Raw genomic sequence first — 24,015 nt, 5'->3', positions numbered from 1 at the left:
GTCATTACTCCATTTTTCAAGGCGAGATGGTTGATATTATAACTGACAGCGCTTACCGAATTTGACAGAATCCGCCTACACTTTTGTCAGACAAGCGGGACTGTTCAGTAGGTCATTGTCTGGGCATCATAGCGAAGATGAGTGATACTGAGATAACAAAAACAAAATCCAGCAAAGTCACCAGATGGGTCATGGCGAGTTTACTGGTGTTGGTGTTGGCCGTCATAGGCTGTGAAATGGCTGGGTGGCCTTTTTTGCGCCAACCTTTGCAACAATTCCTACAAAATAAATTACATCGGTCTGTGGAAATTGAACGGCCGTTCCACTTACAGCTGCTAGGTGGCATTCGCCTGCAGGTCGGTGGATTAAATATCTCTGCGCCTGAAGGATTTGACGCGCCTTATTTTGTCGATGCACGAGGGCTGGATTTACAGCTCCGGTATCGACATTTGTGGTCGTTGAAAGAGGGCGATCCTTACCGCATCCAGGCGATTCGCGCCGATCAACTCAACGCCTATCTGCTTCGTCATACTGACCGCCATGCCAGCTGGGATTTTGAGCTGGATGATACCAGCCCGCCAAGGCCTTTCCCGGTGATTGAACAGCTTGCTGTCAATCAGGGACAAGCCAAAGTAGATGATGCCATTACGCATGCACAATTGGCGGTGAAATTTTTTACCGAAGAAGGCGAGCACTTGGCAAGTCCTGAGTCCAGGGTGAAAGTGAATGGTAAGTTCCGTCGGTTGCCATTACAAGGGGAGCTGGTCACCCAAGGGTTTTTGCCGGTGGCGACGCAGGGCAAGGACTCCCAACCGATTAATTCCCAGGGCTGGCTCAAATATGGGGCTGTGAAGGCACAGTTTCGTGGATCGGTCTATGATTTATTTGGTGAGCAGCGCGTCAAAGGTAAGGTCGATGTCACCGGGCCTTCATTGGCAGATGTCGGTGACTTGTTGGACCTGACTTTTCCACGGACTTCTGCCTTTAAAGTGGCAGCCGAGGTGGAAAAAGGGACCAGTCAATGGAAAGTGAATATCCCTTCAGCAAAAATAGGACGTAGCCGCCTATCGGGCGAGTTTGTTTATGACCTGACGCCCGAAATTCCCATGCTAAGTGGCAAGTTGCAAGGTGCATTATTAATGCTGGCTGATCTGGCACCCGCCTTTGGGGCGACTCAAGACAACGCAACCAATACACATCCAGGCAAGCTATTTCCCGATGAGTCGCTCGATTTTGCCACTTATGGACGTATGAATGCCGATATTGATGTGCACCTGGATGCGGTCGATTTAGGCAGTGCCTTCAGGCAGAAGATTTCGCCGCTTAAATTGCATCTGACGCTCAATAAACACAAACTCAGCCTGGCTGACCTTGAGGCCAATACGGCACAAGGCAGCCTGTCAGGCGCACTGAGCATTGATGCACATGACTCCCAAAATACAGATATTTCCCCGCCCCCTGCACCTGATTGGGAGATTCAATTGGCCGTGCGCGATATCCGGCTGGAGCAGTGGCTGAAAGTACAGAAAAATCAGGTGCAGCAAAATCCACCAGATAAGTCTCAGGCAGGGCAGCAGCAAAATAAGCAAGTAGCCAATGCAGAACCACCTTATATTTCTGGCCGGTTAACCGGTAAGGCGAAACTGCAGGGCCAGGGCCGATCCACGGCGGCCTTGCTTAAGTCGCTGGATGGACAAGTGGCGCTGATGATACGCCAGGGCGAAATTTCGCACTTGGTCGTGGAAGCGGCGGGCCTGGATATCGCGCAGGCCGTGGGTGTGCTGATCAAAGGGGACCAGCCGTTACCTATGCAATGTGCGGCCATGGGCTGGCGTGCCAAGCAAGGTGTGCTAACGCCTGAAGCCGCCTTGATTGATACCCCGGTCACCACAGTGAATGTGCTGGGGCAGGTGAACCTGGGGGAAGAACAGTTAAATCTTAAATTGCAGGCTAACCCAAAAAACTTTTCACCGTTTACCGTGCGCTCCCCGATTCTTGTCACTGGTCCATTTGTCGATCCGCAGGTGTCATTAAGTCCTGGCCCAATTGCTGCACGTGTAGCTGGTGGTTTGTTGCTGGCGCTCATCAACCCCTTTGCGGCGATTGTGCCTTTCCTGGATCCAGGTAGTCAGGCCGATGCGGCTGCCGATGATGGATGCCAGCAAACCTTGCAACAATTAAAATCGCGACAGAGTAAAAGTCCGCAAACAAAAAATACTGAGGGCAAACAGCCCTAGGTCAACATTCCTATGCACAGCAGTCCTAAAGTGCAGTGAGGCAAAAAAGAACCCAACCGAAGTTGGGTTTAGGGAGCGATTTTGGAGATATACGCTTACGGTTATTACTAAGCATAAGCCATGCCAGGTTTAATAATGCTATAAAAATCATGTACATAAATAATTTTTCCATATTGATCAGTATATTTACAGTCATCAACTGCTGAATTAAGTGCACCGAATTGGTGCGGTGCGGGCAATGCCAGCGCACGCCATCGTCACCTAGGGAAGCAAATTCTGCGGGGATAGCAAGCTTGCTGTCTGGCGAGGAGCCATGCTAAAGATGCATGCAAGGGTCGCCTCATGGTAAAATCACGCTTTATTTTTGTGAATACGGAAACTTGATCGTCATGTTTAGCTTTTCAAGAAACTTAAGCGTTGCAGACCCAGCATTGGCCCAAATGATTTCTTCTGAAGTAGAGCGTCAGCATCAGCATATTGAGCTGATTGCTTCGGAAAACTACACCAGTCCTGCGGTGATGGAAGCCCAGGGCTCGCAACTCACTAACAAGTATGCTGAAGGCTACCCAGGCAAGCGTTTCTATGGCGGTTGCGAGTTTGTTGACCAGGTTGAACAATTGGCAATTGACCGCTTGAAGGCGTTGTATGGTGCTGAGTATGCCAACGTACAACCACACTCCGGTTCACAGGCTAACCAGGCGGTTTATTTCTCTATCCTGAAACCAGGTGACACCGTGATGGGCATGAACTTGGGTCACGGCGGCCATTTGACGCATGGTTCACCTGCAAATCTGTCCGGTAAGTTGTTCAATATCGTGCCTTACGGCTTAAACGACAAAGAAGAAATCGACTACGACGAGATGGAGCGTATTGCCGTTGAATGCAAACCAAAATTGCTGATAGGCGGTGCGTCTGCCTACGCCTTGCGTTTTGACTGGGCGCGCATGGCAGAAATCGCCAAAAAAGTAGGTGCCTACTTTATGGTCGACATGGCGCACTATTCAGGCCTGATCGCAGGGGGCGTGTATCCTAACCCGGTGCCGCATGCTGACTTTGTGACTTCGACCACGCACAAAACTTTGCGTGGTCCACGTGGCGGTATCATTATGGCTAAAGCGGAGTTCGAGAAATCACTCAACTCCAATGTGTTCCCAAGCTTGCAAGGCGGCCCTTTGATGCACGTGATTGCAGGTAAAGCGACTGCTTTCCTGGAAGCTGCCCAACCTGAGTTCAAGACCTATCAGGAGCAGGTACTTAAAAACGCCAGCGTCATGGCGTCTACATTAGCAGCACGCGGTTTGCGTATCATTTCTGGCCGTACAGAATCTCACGTATTCCTGGTAGACCTGCGTCCGAAAGGCCTGACCGGTAAAGCAGCCGATGCCTACCTGGGCCAGGCACATATCACCGTCAACAAGAATGCGATCCCTAACGATCCTGAAAGTCCATTCGTGACTTCCGGTATCCGTATTGGTTCACCAGCGATCACCACACGTGGCTTCAAAGAAGCGGAAGCAGAGCAAGTGGCCAACCTGATTGCCGACGTGCTGGATAATCCGGAAAGTGCGGAAGTGATTGCTGCGGTGAAAGCCAAGGTACACGCCTTGACTGATAAATTCCCTGTTTACGGTAAATAATTTCTCTGGTTATTTCCAGCCATGAAATGTCCGTTTTGCGGTGCTGACGATACGCAAGTGGTAGATTCCCGCCTCAATGAGGAGGGGAACTCTATCCGCAGGCGTAGACGTTGCCAGGTGTGCGACAAGCGTTTTACGACTTATGAAACGGCCGAGTTGCACCTGCCGCAAGTGGTCAAACAAAACGGTACGCGTGAAGAATTCAAACGCGAAAAATTGCGGGTGTCATTTACGCGTGCCTTGCACAAGCGCCCGGTGCCTACCGAGTATGTGGACAAAGCCATGGACCGTATTATTCAAAAAGTACTGGGCCTTGGTGTGCGAGAGGTGCCTGCGCGGCTATTGGGTGAAACCGTGATGCAGGAACTCAAGCAGATGGACCAGGTCGCTTATATCCGCTTTGCATCGGTGTACCGCAGCTTTTCGGATGTGGATGATTTCCATAACGCCATCCGTGACCTGGATGTGACCGATAGCGACTAATCCTCTGAAAGGCAACGTGCATGAAACTGATCAAGGTGTCTGCAATTGTACTGGCGGTATTCACGGTGATCCTCACCATCGTCTTTTTTACCTGGTGGGCATTCAAGGACGAAGCGGTCTTTGGCAGTGAGAAATTTGACCAGACACGCTGGATGGAACTTTCAAGTAGTGTACAAAAAGATTGCCGCCGGGGTGACATGGCTTATGATCTCAAAAATCACATCTTGATCCGCGGCGCCAAAAAAGAGGCTGTCATGGCCCTGCTAGGCCGTCCCAGTCTGGAAGATGCCAACGCACTGGAATATGACCTCGGCAAATGTATGCATGTTTACCATGCGTTGCGTATTTATTTTGACGCGGATGGGCGCTTAACCCATAGCCAGATTTCCTCGCACTAATGCCTTATGCGTAGGCCGGGGAAAATCCTGCGGTTTGCGGCGTAGAGGTTTTATAGCGTTTATAGAACGTCTGCATAAAGTCTGCCAGTTGATCAGCGGCAGCAATTTCCAACCCATTATAAATCGAGGCTCGTATGCCGCCGATGCTGCGGTGACCATTCAGGCCTGAAAAGCCTGCCTGTTGGGCAGCCAGTAAAAATGCCTGTTCTATCTCTGCGTTAGGTAAATTAAATACCACATTCATGTTGGAGCGGTCAGCGATAGCGGCACGGCCGCGGTAGAAATCGGCATGGTCATCCAGCACCTGGTACAAACAAGCTGCTTTCAGCTCGTTATGTTTGGCAATATTGTGCAAGCCGCCGATGTCATTAAGTAGCCAGCGCGTCACCAGCAATACACTGTAAATGGCAAACACAGGCGGCGTGTTGTAAATAGAGTGCGCATCCGCCTGAGCATGGTAGTTGATAAAGCCAGGTAAATCCTTGGGCAGGGTCTGCATAAAATCATCACGCAAAATGACAAGTGTCACGCCTGCGGGGCCTATGTTTTTCTGGGCATGGGCATAGATCATTGCATAGCGGTTGAATTCCCCCGGTGCAGACAGCAGGTCGGAGGACATGTCACAGATACGCGGGACATCGTCCCGGCCAGGCACACGGTGAAACTGCAGGCCTTCTACGGTTTCGTTTGAAATGTAGTGAAAATAGGCAGCGTCTTTTGACAGTTGCAGCTCCGCATCACTCGGCAAACGGCTAAACTGGTCGGCCTTGCCGCTCCAGGCCAGTTGAAGTTTGCCGGACTTTTCAGCTTCGTGAATGGCTTTGCCACTCCAGTAGCCGCTGTGGATATAGTCGGCAGATTGCCCATCGCGTAACAGGTTCATGGGCAACATGGAGAACTGTTGCGTGGCGCCACCTTGCATCATGAGCACGCGCGTAGAGTCAGGCAGGCCCATCAACTGGCGGATATTATCCTCAAGCTCTTGCACTACTTGTGCAAACCATTGCGAACGATGGCTGATGCCAAGAATAGACAAGCCAACTTCTGGTACACAGAGCATGGCTGTCTGGAGTTGCTGCAATACACTTTCTGGCAATGCACCTGGACCACCAGAAAAATTCAGTTGATTGGCATTCAGTTTCATCATGCGCTCTCCAGTAATGGTTGCGTCTGTAATGTATATAAATACTGCTCGAAAGCGTGCTGTAGTTTGGCGATCTGCCCCGCCTTAAACGGGAACAGGCTGGCCGAGTCCATGGCGTGCACGGCCATGATATGGTCTATCTCAAACACCAGCAGTTTGCCATCGGAGGTTTCGGCGCAATCAATGCAGAGATAATCAAGTTGTAGACGCGCATAAATGGCCTCCAACGCAGCCTGATGGCGAGTCGCAAAGCGGTTGAAGTTTTGCATGAACAGGCCTTCTTCTTCGCGTTTCTCGGCGGACTCATACATGCCAGCGTTCACGTAGTGCACCATCCAGTCACTCGAAATCGCCATATGGCAAATAAAGGGTTCGCCGCGCAGCATGGCAATTCTGTATTTGCGAAATTGTCCATCGTGGCTGCTGTAATCCACAAAACGGGACACAAAGAAATCGGGGCTTGTCACCTCTTTTAAATAGTCCGCTAGTTCATTCGCAGAGGTGATTCTGGCCAGATTGTTACCTGCTTGGGAGCCAACGGGTCGGATAATCAATGGAAAACCAGGCATTGCCTCAGGGGCGGTTTGTTTACCCTGGTTTTGCAGGCTTAAACGAGTCACTACCTGGCTACGCGACAGTTTATGTGTGCGTGGCATTTCCAGTCCAGGGATGTCTTGCAGGAGCGCGCTTAATTGATCACGGTTAACGTTGGGCAGCAGGTGCGGTGGGTTGATGACCGGCTTTGCGTGACCTGACAGGCTGGCCTGTACGGCTAACAATAGCGCCCGGTTAGCCTCGCTGTCAGACAAGCCTACCATCACAGCATCATGCTCTGGCAATGGGGATGGTAAAGGTTGCGCTACCGTCGCATAGTAATAAAGCAACTCTACCGGGCTGTTTTCCAGTAGGCAATCAATCGGGGTGTTTTCTGACAGATCCCCTGCAGTCATAATCATCAGCAGGCGGAACTTTGGTCGCCTGCAGTTTGCCGGGCGAACGTACAGACGCTGTAACGCTAACGCCTGCTCTTGGATGGCTAATCCCATGTCTCGCATTTTGAGGCATAAAAATACTGTCGCCAGGTTCATCCATAAGATGGCATTCTCCTGGTCTTGATTAGCTTGTACCAGCAACGATTGTGCATGGGACCGCAAGTCAGCGCCATTAAGGTTCATGCGCAGGAAAGGCGCAAGACCCTGGAAGGTATGCCTGGCATTATTGTGTTCCAGTGACTGCAATAAGTGATGAAAGTATCGCCGCTTTTCACTGGCACGCGACGATGCCCAGAAGTCATCGCTGGTAAATACCAGAGCATCGCCGACCTTTACCTGCACGCGATAGGGTTGGCCCAGCAATTGTGTATGCACGTAAGTGGCAAAGCACTCGGCGAAATCTTCCTGTACATCCATGCTGGCATATAAGGTGGGGAAAGCGGTTCTTGCCAGATCACGGTAAAGGTCTAGTGCCTGGCTGGCCTGCAGTGCTGGCTGGCGGTAAAACGAGATTTTTTCACGGTGGGGGAAGTTCTGTTCTGGTCGAATCGCTTTAGTACCACTCGTTTGCCAGCTATGTTTGCTGAAGTGACCGGCCAGTTTTTGCAGGGGAAAGCTCCACTCTTTGGGGCAAATGTCTGTCATGGTAGCGAGGACATGGCCAAATTCGTGCAGCAACAGGAAGCGCAAGGCTTGCACGCGATGGTCGCTGTCTTCATTAGCAATGCACACCTGAATCTGCACCTCTTCATCCGCCGTAAACGCCGAATTTTCTTTCCAGCTGGCCCAGGCATTTGCCGAAGCGTGCGCAAATGCTTGAGTATCCAGCACGATGATAAATCCGATATTGTTGCTGCCATCACCCAGCGCGACCATATCGGTCAGGCCGGAAGCCCCCAGGCCATCAGCAAAGAAAATCCCCAGTACAGATTTGTTGAGGGTATTCAGGAGGCTTTCTGGCAGAGTTGCCAACGCTTCTGTTAAATCTGATCCTATTTCAGGGCTTATTCGGGTGAGAGTGCATGTCTGCTGCTGCGAGCGGCCATAAGTCGATAAAAACGACTGCAAGTCTGCGGTAGGGGGGGCAGTGCGTGTATGCAGCGGTTGTGCGTACAGGGCCAGCCAAGGGTTGGGATCGGCAATATAAATCATACTTTGAGTGTAGCGTCATTACGCGTGCGTGCTTGCATGAAAGAAACATGCAAACCCCCCCGTATTCGGCAGTTCGTGATGCGAGTGATGTTGCGATTTCAGTCATGAGGCCTGGTGCACAAAAAAACCGTAAACGCGGTATTTTTTTGTATCATGGCAAGCTATGTCTCAAACTACACAAGATATTGAATGGATGACGCGTGCGCTGCGTCTGGCAGCGCGAGGGCTGTATACCACGACGCCTAACCCGCGGGTTGGCTGCGTTATTGTCAAACATGGCCAGGTGTTAGGCGAAGGTGCCCACCTCAAGGCGGGTGAACCGCACGCGGAGGTGCATGCCCTGCAAGCGGCAGGTGACTTGGCGTGTGACGCGACAGCCTATGTCACGCTGGAGCCGTGCAGTCATTTTGGACGCACGCCACCCTGTGCCGATGCCTTGGTGAAAGCAGGCGTCAACCGCGTTGTCGTGGCGATGCAAGATCCTAACCCGCTGGTTTCGGGCAAGGGCATTGAACGCTTGCGGGCACAAAACATCGCGGTGACGGTGGGGGTATGCGAAGCACAGGCGAGGGCACTCAACCCGGGTTTTATACTTCGCATGACCCAGCAGCGGCCATATGTTAGGCTCAAGGTGGCTGCCAGCCTGGATGGCCGCACAGCGTTATTGAATGGTGTCAGCCAGTGGATCACTTCAGCAGATGCGCGTAAGGATGTACATCACTGGCGTGCACAGAGTTGTGTCATCGTGACGGGCATAGGGAGTATTCTTCAGGATAACTCCGCACTGACGGTCAGGGATGTCCCGACAACCAGACAACCTTTGCGAGTGATTGTAGATAGCCAGCTGCGTATCCCTGTTGATGCAAAAGTGTTAGAGCATGGCCAGGCCATGATTGCTTACGCACAAGGCGACGCGTCCAAGTTGGAGGTGTTGCAGGTCATGGGGATACGCACGCTGCATATTCCCAATGCACAAGGACAGGTGGATATCGCCGCATTAATGCAGGCGCTCACTGCGCTACCCTGCAATGAGGTGCTGATAGAAGCGGGTGCAACCCTGAATGGTGCCTTCCTGCAAGTTGGCCTGGTGGATGAACTATTGTTATATTACGCCCCCAAACTGATGGGCAGTACTGCGCGCGGCATGTTTGCCCTGCCAGAGATGGCTCATATGACGGACGCACATCCCCTGCATATTCTTGATATTCGCCAGTTTGGCCAGGATATTCGTGTGCAGGCCAAACTTGAACCCTGATATGTATGCTGATTGATACCCATTGCCATCTAGATGCCAGCGAGTTTGATGCCGATCGTGACCAAGTGTGGCGAGAGGCGCAAGCGCAAGGCGTGCGTGCGCTGGTGATTCCGGCTGTCATGCAATCCACGTTCCAACCGGTAATGGATTGGTGCTCACAGCATCCACAAACTGGCTTTGCCCTGGGCTGGCATCCTCTGTTTGTCGACCAGGCGGCAGATGACGCCTTGCAGCAGATGCAAGACACGGTGGCAGCAGTGTTGGCAGGCCCACAAGGACGGCAACTCCTGGCAATCGGGGAAATCGGCCTGGATTTTTATGTCACGCGCGACAACGAAGCCAAGCAGCTTGCCCTGTTTGAAGGGCAGTTACAGATCGCCAAGCAGTTTGGTCTGCCGGTCATTTTACATGTGCGTGCGGCTGTGGATAGCGTGCTTAAATACTTGCGCAAATATCATCTAGATGGTGGTATTGCGCATGCATTCAATGGCAGCCTGCAACAGGCAACGATATTCAGTGAACTTGGATTCAAGCTTGGATTTGGCGGTGCCATGACCTGGCCACGCGCACTGAAAATCCGCAAGCTGGCTGCTGAGCTCCCCGTGGAAGTCCTGGTTTTAGAGACGGATGCGCCCGATATTCCCCCGGTTTGGGTGGGCCATCACGGACGGAATACGCCTGGACAATTAAAAAGAATAGCAGAGGAAATGGCCCTAATTCGTGGCTTGGAAATTTCGCAACTCATTGAAATCACAGGTAAAAATTCTATGCAAGTTTTGCCAAAATTAGCGCATTTATGCACATGACTTAAAGTGACACTTTAAGAATGTGACGAAAGTGTTTCAATTATAGTGGTGAGTTTTAAGTCATTGATTTTATTGAATAAAAAAATAGATTAAAAAATGAACTTTTGGAAAAAGTCCTTTTAAATTGGTAAGTTACGTTTTTAAGACACAGCAATCCACAAAGTTATCCACAGATTTTGTGGATTGAAATTTACAGTGTTTGTCCTACAAAAAAAGCAAGCGGTTTTACAAACTTTACAACAATTGATTCTCCATCGTCAGGCATCATTACATGCGTATTCATGAACAACATTTTCGTACAATTTGGCAGGAAGCCAATGCTGTCTGCCTCATAGACCAAACACGCCTGCCTTTTGAATTTGTGACCGTCACCGTGACGACCCTGCCGGAAATTTGCCATGCCATCCGCAGCATGCAAGTGCGCGGCGCGCCACTGATAGGAGCCACAGCTGCATACGGTGTTGCACTAGGGATACAGGCTGTTGCCACAGACCAGCAATTAAATGCTGTTGTGAAAGAATTGATTGCGACCAGGCCGACTGCCGTTAACCTGGCATGGGCGGCTACACGTATGCAGCAACAATTGCAGGCTTTACCAGTGTCGGCACGCGCAGCACATGCCTGGCAGATGGCTGCAGAAATCGCTGATGAAGATGTGGCGCAGAACCTGGCGATTGGCCAGCATGGCAAAATGTTGATTGAATCAAAAGCGGGTATTAATCCTCAGCAGGTAGTGAATATCCTGACCCATTGCAACGCTGGGTGGCTGGCGACGGTGGATGGCGGAACAGCGCTGGCGCCGATTTACGCTGCGCATGATGCCGGCCTGAAGGTGCATGTATGGGTAGACGAAACACGCCCGCGCAACCAGGGTGCCAGCCTGACCGCCTGGGAACTGGCGCAGCATGGCGTGCCGCATACAGTGATTGCAGACAATGCGGGTGGGCATCTGATGCAGCATGGGCAAGTCGATATGGTGATTGTGGGTGCAGACCGGGTGTCACGGCACGGGGATGTCTGCAACAAGATTGGTACCTATTTGAAGGCCCTGGCAGCCTTTGACCAGGACATCCCTTTTTATGCGGCGGTGCCTACACCCACCATAGACTGGCAACTGGCCCGCGGAGCGGATATCGACATTGAAATGCGTGATGCCGATGAAGTGGCTTATATGCAAGGCCAGGGAAAGGATGGGCGGTTGCAACAGGTGCGTGTGATTCCACATGAAAGTCAGGCGCTGAATCCTGCGTTTGACGTGACACCGGCCAGGCTGGTGACAGGCATAATTACCGAGCGGGGGGTATTTTCTCCAAACCAATTAACCACCTTGGAGCCTTCCACATGACACCCACCCCTGCTGAGCAGTTGCTGCTAGCCGTACAAAAGATGGCAGAGGCTGGGCTCAATAAAGGCACCTCCGGGAATGCAAGTATCCGCTTGGACGATGGTTTCCTGGTCACTCCCTCTGGGGTCCCGGTTGAGCAGTTGACCGCAAACAGTATGGTGTACATGGACTGGGAGGGTAGGCCGGAAGCTGGTAAGAAACCTTCCAGTGAATGGCGTTTTCACCGCGATATTTTGCTGGCCAGGCCAGAAATGGGCGCCGTTGTCCATAGCCACAGCATGTTCTCTACCACCATCGCTTGCATGGGGCGCAACGTGCCACCTTTTCATTACATGATTGCAACAGTCGGCGGCGATGATATCCGTTGTGCCCCCTATGCCTTGTTCGGGACACAGGCCTTGTCCGACAGTGCCGTTGCTGCCTTGCAAGATCGTAAGGCTTGCCTGTTGGCGCACCACGGCATGATTGCGGTGGGTAAGACTCTGCCACAAGCGCTGGCGATTGCGGTGGAAGTTGAGAACCTGTGTGAGCAGTATTGGCGGCTATTGAAGTTGGGTGAGGTCAAACTGCTGACGTCTGAACAGATGCGCGAGGTACATGCCCAGTTCACCGGTTATGGTCAGTGGGGTAAATAGCAGTTATAGCTTTGGAAAGAGTTCCAGTGTGGTCAGGCGCAACAAGCGGCTAGTATCACAGACGAAGACATTATTTTCCATGGCCAGAATCGCTTCGGTAGGGGCGTAACACCTGAGCAAAACACCACCGGAGTCGACCGCATTGAGGCCTTTGGCATAACTGGTGGCAAACGTTTGCGAAGGTGTCCAGCAGAAACCGATCTGGTGCTGGTCAAATAAAAACCAGCATTCGCCGCGATACAAGTTTAATCCTTCCCCGTTGTAACCCGGCAAGGCCTTTCTGAGTACCGCCAGTATCAAATCGTCGTCCCGGATTTTTGCACGCAAGTCACCGCCGTACTGCATCCACAACGTGGCTATTTTCGCTTTCTGAAAAGCGGAATCATCTTTGAGTTGAGACAGATAGTTGAACGTTTCGCGCCAGAGCGGGGCATCCACCGCGTTGACATACGAACCCATGCAAAACTGTTTGGCGAGGGACTGGACTGTTTGTGTCATCTGCATCTGTTACAAGATCCAGGCCTAACGAATCCACTCACCATCCACCAGTTTTTCTTGCGGCTGGAACTGCTGTTTGTAGGTCATTTTCTGGCTGTCGGCGATCCAATAGCCTAAATATAAATAAGGCAGGTTGAGTTGTTTGGCCCACTCGATTTGCCACAATATGCTATAGGTGCCATAGCTGGCTTTATCGTTAGCATCATAAAATGTATATACCGCAGACAAACCATCAAGGACAACGTCGATGACACTCACCATTTTGAGGGTCTGTTGCGCATCACGAAACTCCACCATCAGGCTATCCACATTGCTCTGGCACAAGAACTGTTGATACTGTGCAGCTTCATCTTCCAGCTCTGCAGAATGATCAGGCCCCTGATGGTGACGTTGTGCCTGGTAGGCCTGATATAAGGCAAAATGCTCTTCGTGATAATTCGCTTCGACAATAGAGACTTGAAGGTCTGCGTGTTTTTTAAACGCACGCAGTTGGCTGCGCGTGGCCTGGAACTCATTCACGGGCAGGCGTACGGAAATGCAGGCATTGCAATGCTCGCAATGGGGGCGGTAAGCAAACTTGCCGCTCCGTCTGAAGCCCTGTTGAATCAATCCGCTATAAACGGTGTCATCCACCAGGTTCTGCGGTGTGGCAATCAGGCTTTGTGCCAGTTTCTTGGGCAGGTAACCACATGGATAGGCTGTGGTGACATAAAACTGCAGCTTTTGCAGCGGGGCATCATTAGGTAGCGTCATATTGCACTAGCTCGTTCAATTGTGCGATAAATCGGTCTCTCGGTATTTCATATGCACCAAAACCCGCCAGTAGCGGTGTATGCATCTGACAATCTATCATACCGACTTGTTGTGCGTTTAACCATTGCACCAGATGGGCAAACGCTACTTTGGAGGCGTTGCTGACATGATGAAACATGCTTTCACCATAAAACATGCGGCCAATTTTGACCCCATAACAGCCGCCAACCAGTTGGCCCTGTTGCCAGGCCTCCACGCTATGGGCATAACCCATGAGGTGTAGCTGATGGTAGGCCTCTACCATGTCGTCTGAAATCCAAGTGCCCGGCTGACCTGGACGGGGTGTTTGTGCGCAAGCCTGCATCACTTGTTTGAAGTCGGTATTGAAACGGATGTCGAATGGACGCTGTTGGATGACTTTGCGTAATGAACGGTTGATGTTGAGGGATTCTGGAAACAGGACCATGCGCGGGTCAGGGCTCCACCAGAGGATGGGCTCTTCTGGGCTGAACCACGGGAATATACCCTGTTTATAGGCAGCGATCAGCCTTTCCGGCTGTAAATCGCCACCGATTGCAATCAAGCCATTGGGGTCGGTCAGGGCTTGCTGCAAGGGCGGAAAAGGCGTTTCTCTGCCCAGAATAAGGACTGGCCCTCCTGGCAGGGGGTAGTAGTGTTCGTGCATAAACGTCAGGGCGCTCCTATAAATTCAAATTGCTAAGCCAGACAAGGCGCGATTGAAAAATTTTGCGAGCATGCGTTTCACGCATTGCCTGCATACCCCATTTGACGCCGCATATAGTTTATATTTAAGGAGAAATTTTTTATGATCAACGCAGTATGGTAACGGAAGTTGAATTTATAGAAGTGCCCGTCAGCTAAATTCGTAAGGGTCGTGCTTACCTGCCCATTCTATAACCTTGTGACCAGGCATGCCACGCGCGATGCCATACCCTTGCGCATAATCGCATCCCAGTCCTGCCAGAATGCGAGCCTGCTCGGCTTGTTCTACGCCTTCTGCAATGACTTTACGGCCAAATTCACGGCTTAGGGTAATGACACCCCGGATCACCGCCATATCCTCCTGGTTGCTGAGCATATTATGCACAAATGACTGGTCTATCTTGATGATATTGACCGGCAGGCGACGCAAGTAAATCAATGAAGAATAGCCCGAACCAAAGTCGTCGATTGAGAACGCTACGCCCAACGACTGACATTGCTGGATGACACGGTTCACACGGGAAAAGTCACTGATTGCGGCACTTTCGGTAATCTCGATGTGCAATTGCTGTGGAGTGATCCGGGCATACTTTTTAAATAAAGCGGCCAGGTGGTCCGGAAATTGTTTATGCATCAAATGCTGTGCGGCAATGTTCACCGATACTTGCGTATGCAGGCCCTGGTCTTGCCACTCGGTGAGTTGGCGCAGACTCTCTTCAATCACCCAGTTGCCAATATCAATAATCATGGTTGTATGTTCCACGGCATCTAGAAAGTCCTTGGGGAAGAGCAGGCCACGCACCGGGTGCTGCCAGCGCAGCAACGCTTCAAAACAGAACAACTTGCCAGACCGCATGCAAACCTGTGGCTGGTAGACCAGTTTGATGTGGTTGTTCTGAATAGCGTTGAGTAAATCTCGCAGTAGCAGTTGCTGTTGCTGGGACTGCTGTGCTGAAGCCAGGTCAAACAGCTGGTACTGGTGCCCGCCATGGGTCTTTGCATGGTACATGGCATGATCGGCATGTCGCAGCAAGGTGTCTGGGGGATTGTGGTCCGTCGGATAGAGGGTATAGCCGATGCTGGCCGAAATCGAGAATTTGAATTTATCCACCGTAAAGGGTTTTTCAATGGCAGACAGCAGTTTTTTAAGTAAACGTGTATATTCAGCTTGTGTGCGACCGCCACAGAGCAGCATCGCAAACTCATCTCCTCCCAGCCTGGCCAAGGTATCTTGTGGCTTAAGTATCCCTGTCAGCCTGGTCGCCAGTTGCATGAGTAACTTGTCTCCATATTCATGGCCATATTGGTCATTTACAATCTTGAAGTCGTCCAGGTCTATGTAACAAATGGCCACCAGGGATTGCTGGCGTTCGGCTTCCAGTAAGGCCTGTTGCAAGCGACTGGAAAACAGCACGCGGTTTGGTAATTGTGTTAATACATCATGGTACGCCAGATGCTCGAGCATGTTCTGCTGCTCTTTGGCATGTGTAATGTCGGAAAATAAGCCCACATAATGCTGAAACTCCCCCGCCTGGTTAAGTACGGGTGACAGTTCCAGTTCCACCAGGTAATCATGCCCCAGACGATGGCGGTTCCATACTTCACCTTTCCATGTTTTGAAAGCCTGTTCGCCTGTATAAAGCGATTGAAAAAAGTCAGGCAGCTGGCAGGCGATACCCAGTGCTGCGGGCAATTCGCCAATCGCTTCTGCCGAAGAGTAGCCGGTGACCACGCTGAAGGACGGATTGCATTGCACAATCAGGCCATGGTGATCTGTAATGAAGATGGCATCATGCGCGTGCTCAAACACGCTGGCAGACACTTGTAGCCGGTTGGCGCTGGCCTGGATCTGGCTCACCATTTCGCGCAGGCGCTGGCGCATTTTTAACATGTTGGCAATCAATGTGTCCGGGGCGGCAGTCGTATGATCTTCCTCAAAATCACCGCGTTCTATCCGCATCAACAGCTGTTTGGCAGTGTCGGGGTCGCCCCCCAATGGATTCAAGACAAAGCGCCGCAGCCCACTAACCACCACGATGAGCACCACCAGCGTTAGGCTGAAGGCAATGATCATGACCGGTGACACTGCACCCAGGGCCGACCAGTAAGCCTCATTGACCGGATACAGGATATTGATCTGGAAATCCCATTCCGGCACGTCCTTACTGATTCGTTTCCACTGATGCTGTTTGTCCTCCAGCGCCGATATTGCTTGCGATGGCGTGATCCCTTCCGTGAGGAAGCGGATTTTACCGCGACCATCTGTAATGGCGACAAACCCTTTTTCCATAAATCCCCATTGGCGGATTGCTTGGTCAAGCGCATTAAAATCCAGCTTATAGCCCACATACCAGGCGCCAATGAGTTTGCCTTTTTCGTCGTGCATAGGCTCGTAGCGCGAGAGGTAGGCTTCCCCAAGAATATCTACCACGCCGTAATAGGTTTGGTCGTTAAGCAGGCTCTCAATGGCCCTGCCAGACGGGCTCAACTCCGTTCCGAAAGCATTGCTGCCATCGGCTTTTTTGACGTTAGTGGCTATGCGTAAAAACTGCCGGCCGCGTTTGACAAAGATGGTGGCTGTGCCGCTACCAATGCGGGTCACAGAATCCACCAGAATCGTTCGGCCAGTCTGTTCAATATCACCAAAACGCAAATTGGGTACTGTCGTGCCCAGCATGTCTGTGACCCCTTGGATGTTGGGGGCACCTTCCACTGAGGCATACTGTTTGAGTAAGGCCATGCTCGAAAGCACATGCTCACTGACCAGTGTTCTGGCGGTGATTAAGAGGTTGGCGAGTTTTTGTGTTTCTTCATGCGCTTTGCTTTCAATATCATTCAGGTGGTGATTGAAAATATAGGCAAATGAAAGGAGGCCAGTGATCAGGCCGAACGCTGCCAGTGGCAACAAGATTTTCTTGAATAACGCGTAATGCTTCATTGTTAAAATATGTAATTATTATATAAAAAATATCCCCTTGATACCTGTAAGGTTATACAGGGCTTTGACGCTGGCTGCAATCGGAAATAAGGGTGTGCAGGCAATATGTAAGTATTTTTTAATGACCCTCGACTTATATAAGACATCCGGCCTAACAGCGTTCTAAACATGCTTTTGTCCATATGGTCGCTGTCGGACGATAAATTCTATTAAAAAACGATTTCAAATCAATCAATTAACGCGTAAAATGCGCAACTCTCAAGCATTGCTGGTCACCTCGCGTGGAAATCTACACCTCCCTTACTGCCAAACCTGTTAACAGCTATCGCCCTTATTGGGCCAAGCGTTTCGGGACCGCGCCCGTGCTGCCCATGAGCCGAGCAGAAATGGATGCGTTGGGCTGGGATAGTTGCGACATTATTCTGGTGAGTGGCGATGCGTATATTGATCATCCCAGCTTTGGTGTGGCCCTGATCGGGCGTTTGCTTGAAGCACAGGGCTTTCGCGTCGGTATTATTGCGCAGCCGGACTGGCAATCGGCCGAACCATTTAAGGTGCTGGGTAAACCCAATCTGTACTTCGGGGTGACGGCAGGCAATATGGATAGTATGGTCAACCGCTACACGGCGGACCGTAAAATCCGTTCCGACGATGCGTATACGCCCAATGCCGAGGCGAATAAACGTCCGGACCGTGCCGTATTGGTGTACTCGCAACGCTGCAAGGAAGCTTATTCCGATGTGCCACTAGTGATTGGTAGTATTGAGGCCAGCCTGCGTCGGATTGCCCATTATGATTACTGGTCGGACAAAGTTCGCCGCTCTATTCTGATTGATTCCAAAGCAGACTTGTTGGTATACGGCAATGCCGAGCGTGCCATCGTCGAGCTTTCGCACCGGATTGCGCGCGGTGAAGCCATTCACGAGATTCAGGATATCCGTGGTACGGCGTTTATACGCAAACAAGTGCCGGATGATTTTGTGGAAGTCCCTTCTACACGCCTGGACAGGCCTGGCGTCGTAGAGAAGCACGAAGATCCTTATGCCATGAAAATGGGTAAGGGCGATGCCAGCTGTGCAACCGATGAGAAAGCTGGTGAGACTGCACCCACGATCAGCTTGCCGCTACCGCTCAAAGCGGCCAAGATACCACGTGACCGCCAGGTCATCCGCATGCCTTCCTATGAAGAGGTGGTGAATGACCCGGTGATGTATGCGCATGCCTCACGCGTGCTGCATCTGGAAGCCAACCCCGGTAATGCACGCGCACTGGTGCAAAGGCATGGCAACCGTGAAGTCTGGCTCAATCCGCCCCCCATCCCGCTGACTACCAAGGAGATGGATTACGTCTACGACTTGCCGTATGCGCGTATGCCGCATCCGGCCTATCAAGGTGCCAATATTCCTGCCTGGCAAATGATCCGCTTTTCGGTCAATATCATGCGCGGCTGTTTTGGCGGTTGTACATTCTGTTCGATTACCGAGCACGAGGGACGTATTATCCAGAGCCGTTCTGAAGATTCTATTTTGCGCGAGATTGAAGAAATCCGTGACAAGGTCGATGGCTTTACCGGCGTGATTTCTGACCTGGGCGGCCCGACGGCCAATATGTACCGTTTATCCTGCAAGTCTGAAGAAATTGAGAAAAATTGCCGCAAATTGTCTTGCGTCTATCCTGGTGTCTGTGAAAACCTCAATACTGACCATTCGGCATTGATACAGTTGTATCGCAAGGCACGCAACCTGCGTGGCGTGAAAAAAATCCTGATCGGTTCGGGCTTGCGCTATGACCTTGCCGTGAAGTCACCCGAGTATGTGAAGGAACTGGTACAGCACCATGTCGGTGGCTACTTAAAAATTGCACCAGAGCATTCTGAAGAGAATGTGTTAAGTAAAATGATGAAACCCGGCATGGGTGCTTATGATGAGTTCAAGCGCATGTTTGAAAAATTCAGTGCCGAAGCCGGTAAAAAGCAATACCTGATCCCGTATTTTATTGCGGCGCATCCCGGGACGACAGATGAGGATATGGTCAACCTGGCCTTATGGTTGAAGCGTAACGATTTCCGCCTGGACCAGGTGCAAACATTTACGCCAACCCCGATGGCGATGGCGACGGCCATGTATCACAGTGGCAAGAATCCCTTGCGCAAAGTGACGGCTGATTCTGAGCCTGTTCCCATCCCCAAAACAGGAACCATCCGTAAACTGCATAAAGCCTTTATCCGTTACCATGACCCGCAAAACTGGCCCATGTTGCGCGAAGCGCTGAAAAAAATGGGCCGTGCAGACTTGATCGGTAATGGTAAAAAACACCTGGTGCCAGCTTACCAGCCCGCGGTCTTGCCTAAAATTGTGCAGTCTGATGGTAGCCGCTTCCAGGCCAAGCCTATGCCTAAAGGTTTTAACCAGACCAAAAGCTTTGCCAGCCCGAAAAAACACACGGGCAGCCGCAACAAGCACTAACTGGGATCTCTGTGGGCATCCACCAGAGTGGGTGGCCGATACTCGGCTTGCGCCCGCCATTTGGCAGTAATGCTGTCATCAATGGTGACATTCACCGCACGCAACGGGCCTTGTGTGACTGCATATGGCCGGTAAAAGCGGCCATCTCCTTTTTTGAATATGCCTTTAAACCAGCCATATAACCCATAAGCGAAAGCTTTAAATGAGTCGGTGGGGTTGGTTAAGTAGGCATCTGGTGCCGTCATGAACGGCTTAAGCTTTAACTGGGCATCGCGTGCTTTTTTCAGCATCCAGGCTAAGGCAATCCCTGCCAGCGGGTCTTTGCCGTAACCGCCACCGACATTGGCATGCGCGCCAATGAACCAGCGTTGTTCCACGGCAATATTCTCGTTTTTTTTGCTGCCACCTTCGTTGGTCCACATAGCCACTTTGTAAGCTTCACGGTGCTCATCAATCGCCATGGCGTGATAGGCATAAGAGACAATTTTGGAAAGCTCTGTATCATGCCAGGCGTAAAAGCCGTATTCCGAAATCATGGTGCCAGGAATCCCCAATGCACCCACGGTGTCCCAAACCCCTAAAAAATGGATACGGACCTCTTTGCTGTAGGTTTGCCTGAATAGCTGACACTGCGGACTATCAGGATGGGCAGATTTGTCGCGATACAACTTTTCTGCACGTTGCAATAAGTCTGGCGTGCTGGTTTTGAGTAGCCCGCATTTCCTGATCAGGCCGACCATGCTCCTGGCGGTATAGGCACCGCGACTGAAGCCGAATACCCAGATGTCATCACCCTCTTGGTAATGTTTCACTAGCCAGTCATAACCCTTGAGAAGGTTCTCGCTTAATCCGTAGCCAAATAAGCCACCACGCAGTTTGTCGCCGGTGGCCGTGCCTACCCCAGGTTCGTAAAAAAACCGTTGGTGAATCTCACCGTCATATTCTTCGATTAACGTGGAGAGCTGATAGACATTGGTCAGGTCTTCGGGGTCGTTCCAGGTGCCATCAAACAGCACAATCAGTCTTTCTTTTTTCCTCATTGCTGCCTCCAGGCTAATGGGCCGGTTGTAGGGTAATCAGGCCAGGCATCAGGTGCTGAATCTGTGACAGAATGGCTTGATCGGCTGTGCCCATGGGCAATTTAAGATTTTGCGCGATATGTTCACCCAAGCGGCGATAGCTCTCAAACTGGGACTCGCTGAAAAACTGGTCAACGGTGCTGTGGTGCGGGAAGCTGGGTTCCTGCAATTTGAAGTTGATGAGGTCGCTGGGTTCATCCCCGGTGAGTGAGCTTTTGATATAGACCAGGTAGCCCATATGTTCAGGATCACCATCCCCAAGATAATCTATGGTGCCAATCGCAAAGTGACGGCTCCCACATTTAAACACCCCATATTTGCAATCGTTGACGGGAAGCAAGGCGCTGATATCCAGCTTGATGGTGATGCCGAAATCGACTTTGCATTTGCGGATCGCATTGCCCAGGTCCTCGAATTCATACCCAGCATCCGCACCGGCATCAATCGCAACGATCAATTTGCAACGGCGGCGTACCAGTTCATAAATGCCCAGGTTCTCAAAGTGGCCGCCGTCTGATAAATACAGGTAACCTGAGGTCGAGCCGGTGTTGGTGATCAGTTCCTTGATCAGGTAAAACAGGTTCCAGAAGGGTGATTTGCGTTCTGGCGGATTGCGCAGGCGATACTTGCAGCGCCAGTGGATCAACAGGCGGTTAAGGTAGTTTTCATGCAGGGGGTTACCAAACCAGCGGCCCAATCTGGCGTTAAATATGGTCATGATAAAGCCCATGACTGGGTTGGTGTGGTACCCCATATTGGGGCTGGCTGCGGCACCGCTGGTCGACACCAGGCTTCCCAGTTCCGGGCCGCCTTCTCCCGTGTAATGATAAGTGTCGTACCAGACTTCCTTATCCGGCAATTTAAAACCGCAATAATAAGGGCTGAACATAAACGACGCGGCCTGGCGTTGTTGCCAGGCCAACTGAGAGCCATCACTGATATTCACTGCGGTGTTCACTATATGGGTCGGACGTTGTCCGCGCAACGCAGCCATGGGCAGATCATCCTGGTCATCAAAACCCGTAAAAGTATTAGGCTTTCTGGCATTGTTAGCGGCACCCAGATAGCAGCGGGTGAGGCGATTACGGTAAAAATTGTGCAGTGAAAACACATTAATATCGATGCGCCAACTACCCAATGCCACCATCAGCAATGCCCCAGCAAACCACCAAACACGGTGCGGGGAAAGGTAAAGGCTAAAACTCAGGTATCCGGACATCAGCAGAATCAACGCCACCACAATATAAGGCAAGACATGCGTGAACTTGCCTTTCACGCTATTCGGCGGCTCGGTCCCGGTATTGCGGCTTTTGCCTAATCTGGAGGTAAAAAGAGCGAGCAACCAGGATCCTAATCCTGTCAGGCTTTTTTCCGTGGCAGGGATGTCTGCCAGGGTTTGGTAAAACAAGTAGGGAATGTAAAGGGCACAAGCAAAGAGGGCCAGCCAAATGACACAAAATGCCAGGTTAACGCCGCCGATACGATGCCACCATTCACGCGTACTCACATCAATCAAACGACCACTTAATCCCATCAAGGCGACCAACCCTGCAGAAATCACCAGTGAAATCACAGGCACGCCCAATCCTATCCAGTAGTTCGGGCTGATATGGCTATCCTGGTGGTCGGTAGGATAAATCACCAATAGCTGCTGCCAGCCTTCACTGGGAAACGCCCATAACAGCAAGGTGAATCCTGCAACGCCACATAAAAACGCAATCAGTGGATATCTGGCGTGCGCAGGCGTCAGGCACGTCAGGCGGCTAAAATAGAAGGAGGTGGCCAGGCTGATTAATGCCAAAGCCACACCAGTTTTGCCCAGTGTCGTTTGCCATGCATTCTCAAATAAACTCAAGAGCAGACCGAGATCAACGCTGAAACCTGGCTGTAATGTTGGATGAATGTCTGAATGACTCAGGAAAATCACCGACATCATCAGGCAGACCAGAACACACAGTAATAGCACCTGGTTGAGTAAGGTATTCGCCATCCATTGTGCCAAGGCAGACAACGTGTCACCCGTGAACAAACCGGTTTTGGGGGTCAGGTAATTGCTATAACTGCGTAACCACAGAATTGCGCGTTCAGTCGCTGTCGGTTGGCGTGGAAGCGAGCCTTCAGGTTGCGTGGACAACACCAGTTCGGTTTGAACCGTATTGACATGATTGCTGTGCTTGACCAGGCTGGAAAACCAGGCGCCGATGTAGCCACCGCCCGAGACGGTTGAAAGATAATCAAACTTGCTTAACAACCCTTTTTTAGCCATGCCCTGCAGGATGCCCAGGTTCAGTGTCGCGCTGCGTATGCCTCCACCGGAAAATGCTAACCCTATCAAATTGTTGCGATGTATCTCTTCGCGTAAATGTGACATGCCGCGGATTTCGGCATCAAGGACCGTATCAAAAGAATGTGTTTTATGCGGATCAGTCTCATCTGGCTGGTCGTTTGCGTGCATGGCTTTCTCCCAGAATTTATCGTTGATATTATTTAACACATGGTAGCGCTGTCTCATTTATGTGACAACTAGTGTCGCCAGGGGTAATCATGGCAAGCCCGCATGATTTATGAGAGGATGTAAAGCAGGGTCATGTTGACCAGGAGTAATGAAAAGTGGGGAATGCGATGCGCTGGGTATGGTTGTTATTAACGACAGTTTTTTTACTGCTCTCTCAGCATGTTGATGCCGCTGAGAAAGGGTTGTTCTGGCAGTTAGAGTCTCCCAGCGGCCAGGTCAGTTACCTGTTTGGCACCATGCATACCGACGACAACCGGGTGACTAACTTTCCCCCATCCGTCATACAGGCATTAAAGAATGTAGATACCTTTATGCTGGAGGTGGCGGATGCGCCGCCAGCAAGCTTATTGCAGTTGCCGCAGGGCAATTTAAAGCAGTATTTGTCTGAGACCGAGCTGGAGCAGGTGGCAAGGCTGGCTGATATGCATGTGATGCCGATGGAAATGGTGCTCAGGATGAAACCATGGTTGCTCGCGGTATTGTTTGACTTGCCCAAACCACAAACCCCTTTTGCGCAAGACCTGTTGCTGAAAGCCAAGGCGGAAGAGCTGGATAAACGAGTGTTGGGGCTAGAGAGTCCACAGGAACATTTTGGCGTCATGGATAACCTGACCACAGAGGAGCAATTGCAGATGTTGCGTACCGTGCTCAAACGTAGCCAGAAACAAAAGGAAAATGATTTTGAGCGGCTTATGAAGGCTTACCTGGCGGGTGATGCCGAGCAGGTGGCAAACATGGATGATGCCATGACCCAGGGGGTATTGCCTGCCGCTTTGTGGCAGCGGATGCGCGTAAAACTGCTGGATGAGCGTAATGTGTTGATGGCAGAACGCAGCCTGGAGCAAGCGAAACAGGGCAGGGTATTTATTGCGGTGGGTGCCGCCCATCTGGCTGGAAAAGACGGATTGATCAATACCTTCCGGCAGGCTGGGTTTAAACTGACGCCACTTAAAAAGTAGC

The 24,015-nt window shown here is 51.2% G+C and carries 18 protein-coding genes; 10 read left to right on the top strand and 8 right to left on the bottom strand.

What is annotated here, in order from left to right:
* Positions 1-137 precede the first annotated feature (137 nt).
* From ACJ67_RS10650 to ACJ67_RS10635, 4 genes are all read left to right on the top strand, one after another.
* Positions 138-2,237, top strand: a complete 2,100-nt coding sequence (locus ACJ67_RS10650; RefSeq protein WP_049639055.1) for an AsmA family protein — start codon at positions 138-140, stop codon at positions 2,235-2,237.
* 389 nt (positions 2,238-2,626) lie between these two features.
* A complete protein-coding gene (glyA, locus tag ACJ67_RS10645) occupies positions 2,627-3,874 on the top strand; it encodes a serine hydroxymethyltransferase (protein WP_049639889.1) in 1,248 nt (415 codons plus the stop codon).
* A 21-nt stretch (positions 3,875-3,895) separates the two neighbouring features.
* A complete protein-coding gene (gene nrdR / locus ACJ67_RS10640) occupies positions 3,896-4,357 on the top strand; it encodes a transcriptional regulator NrdR (RefSeq protein ID WP_018986353.1) in 462 nt (153 codons plus the stop codon).
* A 20-nt stretch (positions 4,358-4,377) separates the two neighbouring features.
* On the top strand, positions 4,378-4,755 hold the full coding sequence (locus tag ACJ67_RS10635) for a hypothetical protein (RefSeq protein WP_049639054.1): 378 nt from the start codon (positions 4,378-4,380) through the stop codon (positions 4,753-4,755).
* Between the two features lie 4 nt (positions 4,756-4,759).
* On the opposite strand, the gene ACJ67_RS10630 is transcribed toward ACJ67_RS10635, so the two are convergent.
* Both ACJ67_RS10630 and ACJ67_RS10625 read right to left on the bottom strand, forming a co-directional pair.
* On the bottom strand, positions 4,760-5,902 hold the full coding sequence (locus ACJ67_RS10630; protein WP_049639053.1) for a phosphoserine transaminase: 1,143 nt from the start codon (positions 5,900-5,902) through the stop codon (positions 4,760-4,762).
* Positions 5,899-8,043, bottom strand: coding sequence for a RimK family alpha-L-glutamate ligase (locus ACJ67_RS10625; protein WP_049639052.1), 2,145 nt, complete (start codon positions 8,041-8,043; stop codon positions 5,899-5,901). Before ACJ67_RS10625 ends, ACJ67_RS10630 begins: the two co-directional genes overlap by 4 nt.
* 163 nt (positions 8,044-8,206) lie before the next feature.
* On the opposite strand from ACJ67_RS10625, the gene ribD reads away from it, so the two are divergent.
* The 4 genes from ribD (at position 8,207) to ACJ67_RS10605 (ending at position 12,084) form a co-directional block, all read left to right on the top strand.
* A complete protein-coding gene (ribD, locus tag ACJ67_RS10620; RefSeq protein WP_049639051.1) occupies positions 8,207-9,298 on the top strand; it encodes a bifunctional diaminohydroxyphosphoribosylaminopyrimidine deaminase/5-amino-6-(5-phosphoribosylamino)uracil reductase RibD in 1,092 nt (363 codons plus the stop codon).
* A gap of 5 nt (positions 9,299-9,303) precedes the next feature.
* A complete protein-coding gene (locus ACJ67_RS10615; protein WP_049639050.1) occupies positions 9,304-10,104 on the top strand; it encodes a TatD family hydrolase in 801 nt (266 codons plus the stop codon).
* Positions 10,105-10,375: 271 nt separating this feature from the next.
* Positions 10,376-11,449, top strand: coding sequence for an S-methyl-5-thioribose-1-phosphate isomerase (gene mtnA, locus ACJ67_RS10610; protein WP_049639049.1), 1,074 nt, complete (start codon positions 10,376-10,378; stop codon positions 11,447-11,449).
* A complete protein-coding gene (locus tag ACJ67_RS10605; protein ID WP_049639048.1) occupies positions 11,446-12,084 on the top strand; it encodes a class II aldolase/adducin family protein in 639 nt (212 codons plus the stop codon). Before mtnA ends, ACJ67_RS10605 begins: the two co-directional genes overlap by 4 nt.
* A gap of 3 nt (positions 12,085-12,087) precedes the next feature.
* Here the strand turns inward: ACJ67_RS10605 and ACJ67_RS10600 are convergent, their stop codons facing one another.
* The 4 genes from ACJ67_RS10600 to ACJ67_RS10585 form a co-directional block, all read right to left on the bottom strand.
* Positions 12,088-12,582: a hypothetical protein gene (locus ACJ67_RS10600; protein ID WP_049639888.1), complete on the bottom strand. Its 495-nt coding sequence runs from the start codon at positions 12,580-12,582 to the stop codon at positions 12,088-12,090.
* A gap of 24 nt (positions 12,583-12,606) precedes the next feature.
* A complete protein-coding gene (locus tag ACJ67_RS10595; protein ID WP_049639047.1) occupies positions 12,607-13,335 on the bottom strand; it encodes an arginyltransferase in 729 nt (242 codons plus the stop codon).
* A complete protein-coding gene (gene aat / locus ACJ67_RS10590; RefSeq protein WP_049639046.1) occupies positions 13,322-14,020 on the bottom strand; it encodes a leucyl/phenylalanyl-tRNA--protein transferase in 699 nt (232 codons plus the stop codon). Before aat ends, ACJ67_RS10595 begins: the two co-directional genes overlap by 14 nt.
* 189 nt (positions 14,021-14,209) lie before the next feature.
* Positions 14,210-16,996 (bottom strand): EAL domain-containing protein, encoded by a 2,787-nt coding sequence (locus ACJ67_RS10585; protein ID WP_197080603.1) that lies wholly within the window; start codon positions 16,994-16,996, stop codon positions 14,210-14,212.
* 281 nt (positions 16,997-17,277) lie between these two features.
* Between ACJ67_RS10585 and ACJ67_RS10580 the strand changes: the two genes are divergently transcribed.
* The gene (locus tag ACJ67_RS10580; RefSeq protein WP_049639045.1) at positions 17,278-19,461 is read left to right on the top strand and encodes a YgiQ family radical SAM protein; all 2,184 of its coding nucleotides are present in this window, start codon (positions 17,278-17,280) and stop codon (positions 19,459-19,461) included.
* Here the strand turns inward: ACJ67_RS10580 and ACJ67_RS10575 are convergent.
* Together ACJ67_RS10575 and ACJ67_RS10570 are read right to left on the bottom strand one after the other, a co-directional pair.
* Positions 19,458-20,501 carry a DUF2235 domain-containing protein gene (locus ACJ67_RS10575; protein WP_082164005.1) on the bottom strand — a complete coding sequence of 348 codons (1,044 nt, stop codon included), beginning with the start codon at positions 20,499-20,501 and terminating at the stop codon, positions 19,458-19,460. The two genes, ACJ67_RS10580 and ACJ67_RS10575, sit on opposite strands and share 4 nt — an antisense overlap.
* A 13-nt stretch (positions 20,502-20,514) precedes the next feature.
* A complete protein-coding gene (locus ACJ67_RS10570; protein WP_231587150.1) occupies positions 20,515-22,995 on the bottom strand; it encodes a patatin-like phospholipase family protein in 2,481 nt (826 codons plus the stop codon).
* A 167-nt stretch (positions 22,996-23,162) separates the two neighbouring features.
* Between ACJ67_RS10570 and ACJ67_RS10565 the strand changes: the two genes are divergently transcribed.
* Positions 23,163-24,014, top strand: coding sequence for a TraB/GumN family protein (locus ACJ67_RS10565; protein WP_049639042.1), 852 nt, complete (start codon positions 23,163-23,165; stop codon positions 24,012-24,014).
* Position 24,015: the final 1 nt, after the last annotated feature.

It is taken from the genome of Methylophilus sp. TWE2 (assembly GCF_001183865.1).
GTDB lineage: Bacteria > Pseudomonadota > Gammaproteobacteria > Burkholderiales > Methylophilaceae > Methylophilus.
Note: the sequence above shows the minus strand (reverse complement) of the source record. Positions and strands in the feature narration are given on the sequence as shown.

Bases quoted from the DNA above. Each gene is read 5' to 3' on its own strand.
- ACJ67_RS10600 (WP_049639888.1), bottom strand. From the start codon at position 12,582: ATGACACAAACAGTCCAGTCCCTCGCCAAACAGTTTTGCATGGGTTCG.
- ACJ67_RS10585 (WP_197080603.1), bottom strand. From the start codon at position 16,996: ATGAAGCATTACGCGTTATTCAAGAAAATCTTGTTGCCACTGGCAGCG.
- mtnA (WP_049639049.1), top strand. From the start codon at position 10,376: ATGCGTATTCATGAACAACATTTTCGTACAATTTGGCAGGAAGCCAAT.
- ACJ67_RS10565 (WP_049639042.1), top strand. From the start codon at position 23,163: ATGCGCTGGGTATGGTTGTTATTAACGACAGTTTTTTTACTGCTCTCT.
- ACJ67_RS10570 (WP_231587150.1), bottom strand. From the start codon at position 22,995: ATGCACGCAAACGACCAGCCAGATGAGACTGATCCGCATAAAACACAT.
- ACJ67_RS10575 (WP_082164005.1), bottom strand. From the start codon at position 20,501: ATGAGGAAAAAAGAAAGACTGATTGTGCTGTTTGATGGCACCTGGAAC.
- ACJ67_RS10635 (WP_049639054.1), top strand. From the start codon at position 4,378: ATGAAACTGATCAAGGTGTCTGCAATTGTACTGGCGGTATTCACGGTG.
- nrdR (WP_018986353.1), top strand. From the start codon at position 3,896: ATGAAATGTCCGTTTTGCGGTGCTGACGATACGCAAGTGGTAGATTCC.
- aat (WP_049639046.1), bottom strand. From the start codon at position 14,020: ATGCACGAACACTACTACCCCCTGCCAGGAGGGCCAGTCCTTATTCTG.
- ACJ67_RS10650 (WP_049639055.1), top strand. From the start codon at position 138: ATGAGTGATACTGAGATAACAAAAACAAAATCCAGCAAAGTCACCAGA.
- ribD (WP_049639051.1), top strand. From the start codon at position 8,207: ATGTCTCAAACTACACAAGATATTGAATGGATGACGCGTGCGCTGCGT.
- ACJ67_RS10595 (WP_049639047.1), bottom strand. From the start codon at position 13,335: ATGACGCTACCTAATGATGCCCCGCTGCAAAAGCTGCAGTTTTATGTC.
- ACJ67_RS10625 (WP_049639052.1), bottom strand. From the start codon at position 8,043: ATGATTTATATTGCCGATCCCAACCCTTGGCTGGCCCTGTACGCACAA.
- ACJ67_RS10630 (WP_049639053.1), bottom strand. From the start codon at position 5,902: ATGATGAAACTGAATGCCAATCAACTGAATTTTTCTGGTGGTCCAGGT.
- ACJ67_RS10605 (WP_049639048.1), top strand. From the start codon at position 11,446: ATGACACCCACCCCTGCTGAGCAGTTGCTGCTAGCCGTACAAAAGATG.
- ACJ67_RS10615 (WP_049639050.1), top strand. From the start codon at position 9,304: ATGCTGATTGATACCCATTGCCATCTAGATGCCAGCGAGTTTGATGCC.
- glyA (WP_049639889.1), top strand. From the start codon at position 2,627: ATGTTTAGCTTTTCAAGAAACTTAAGCGTTGCAGACCCAGCATTGGCC.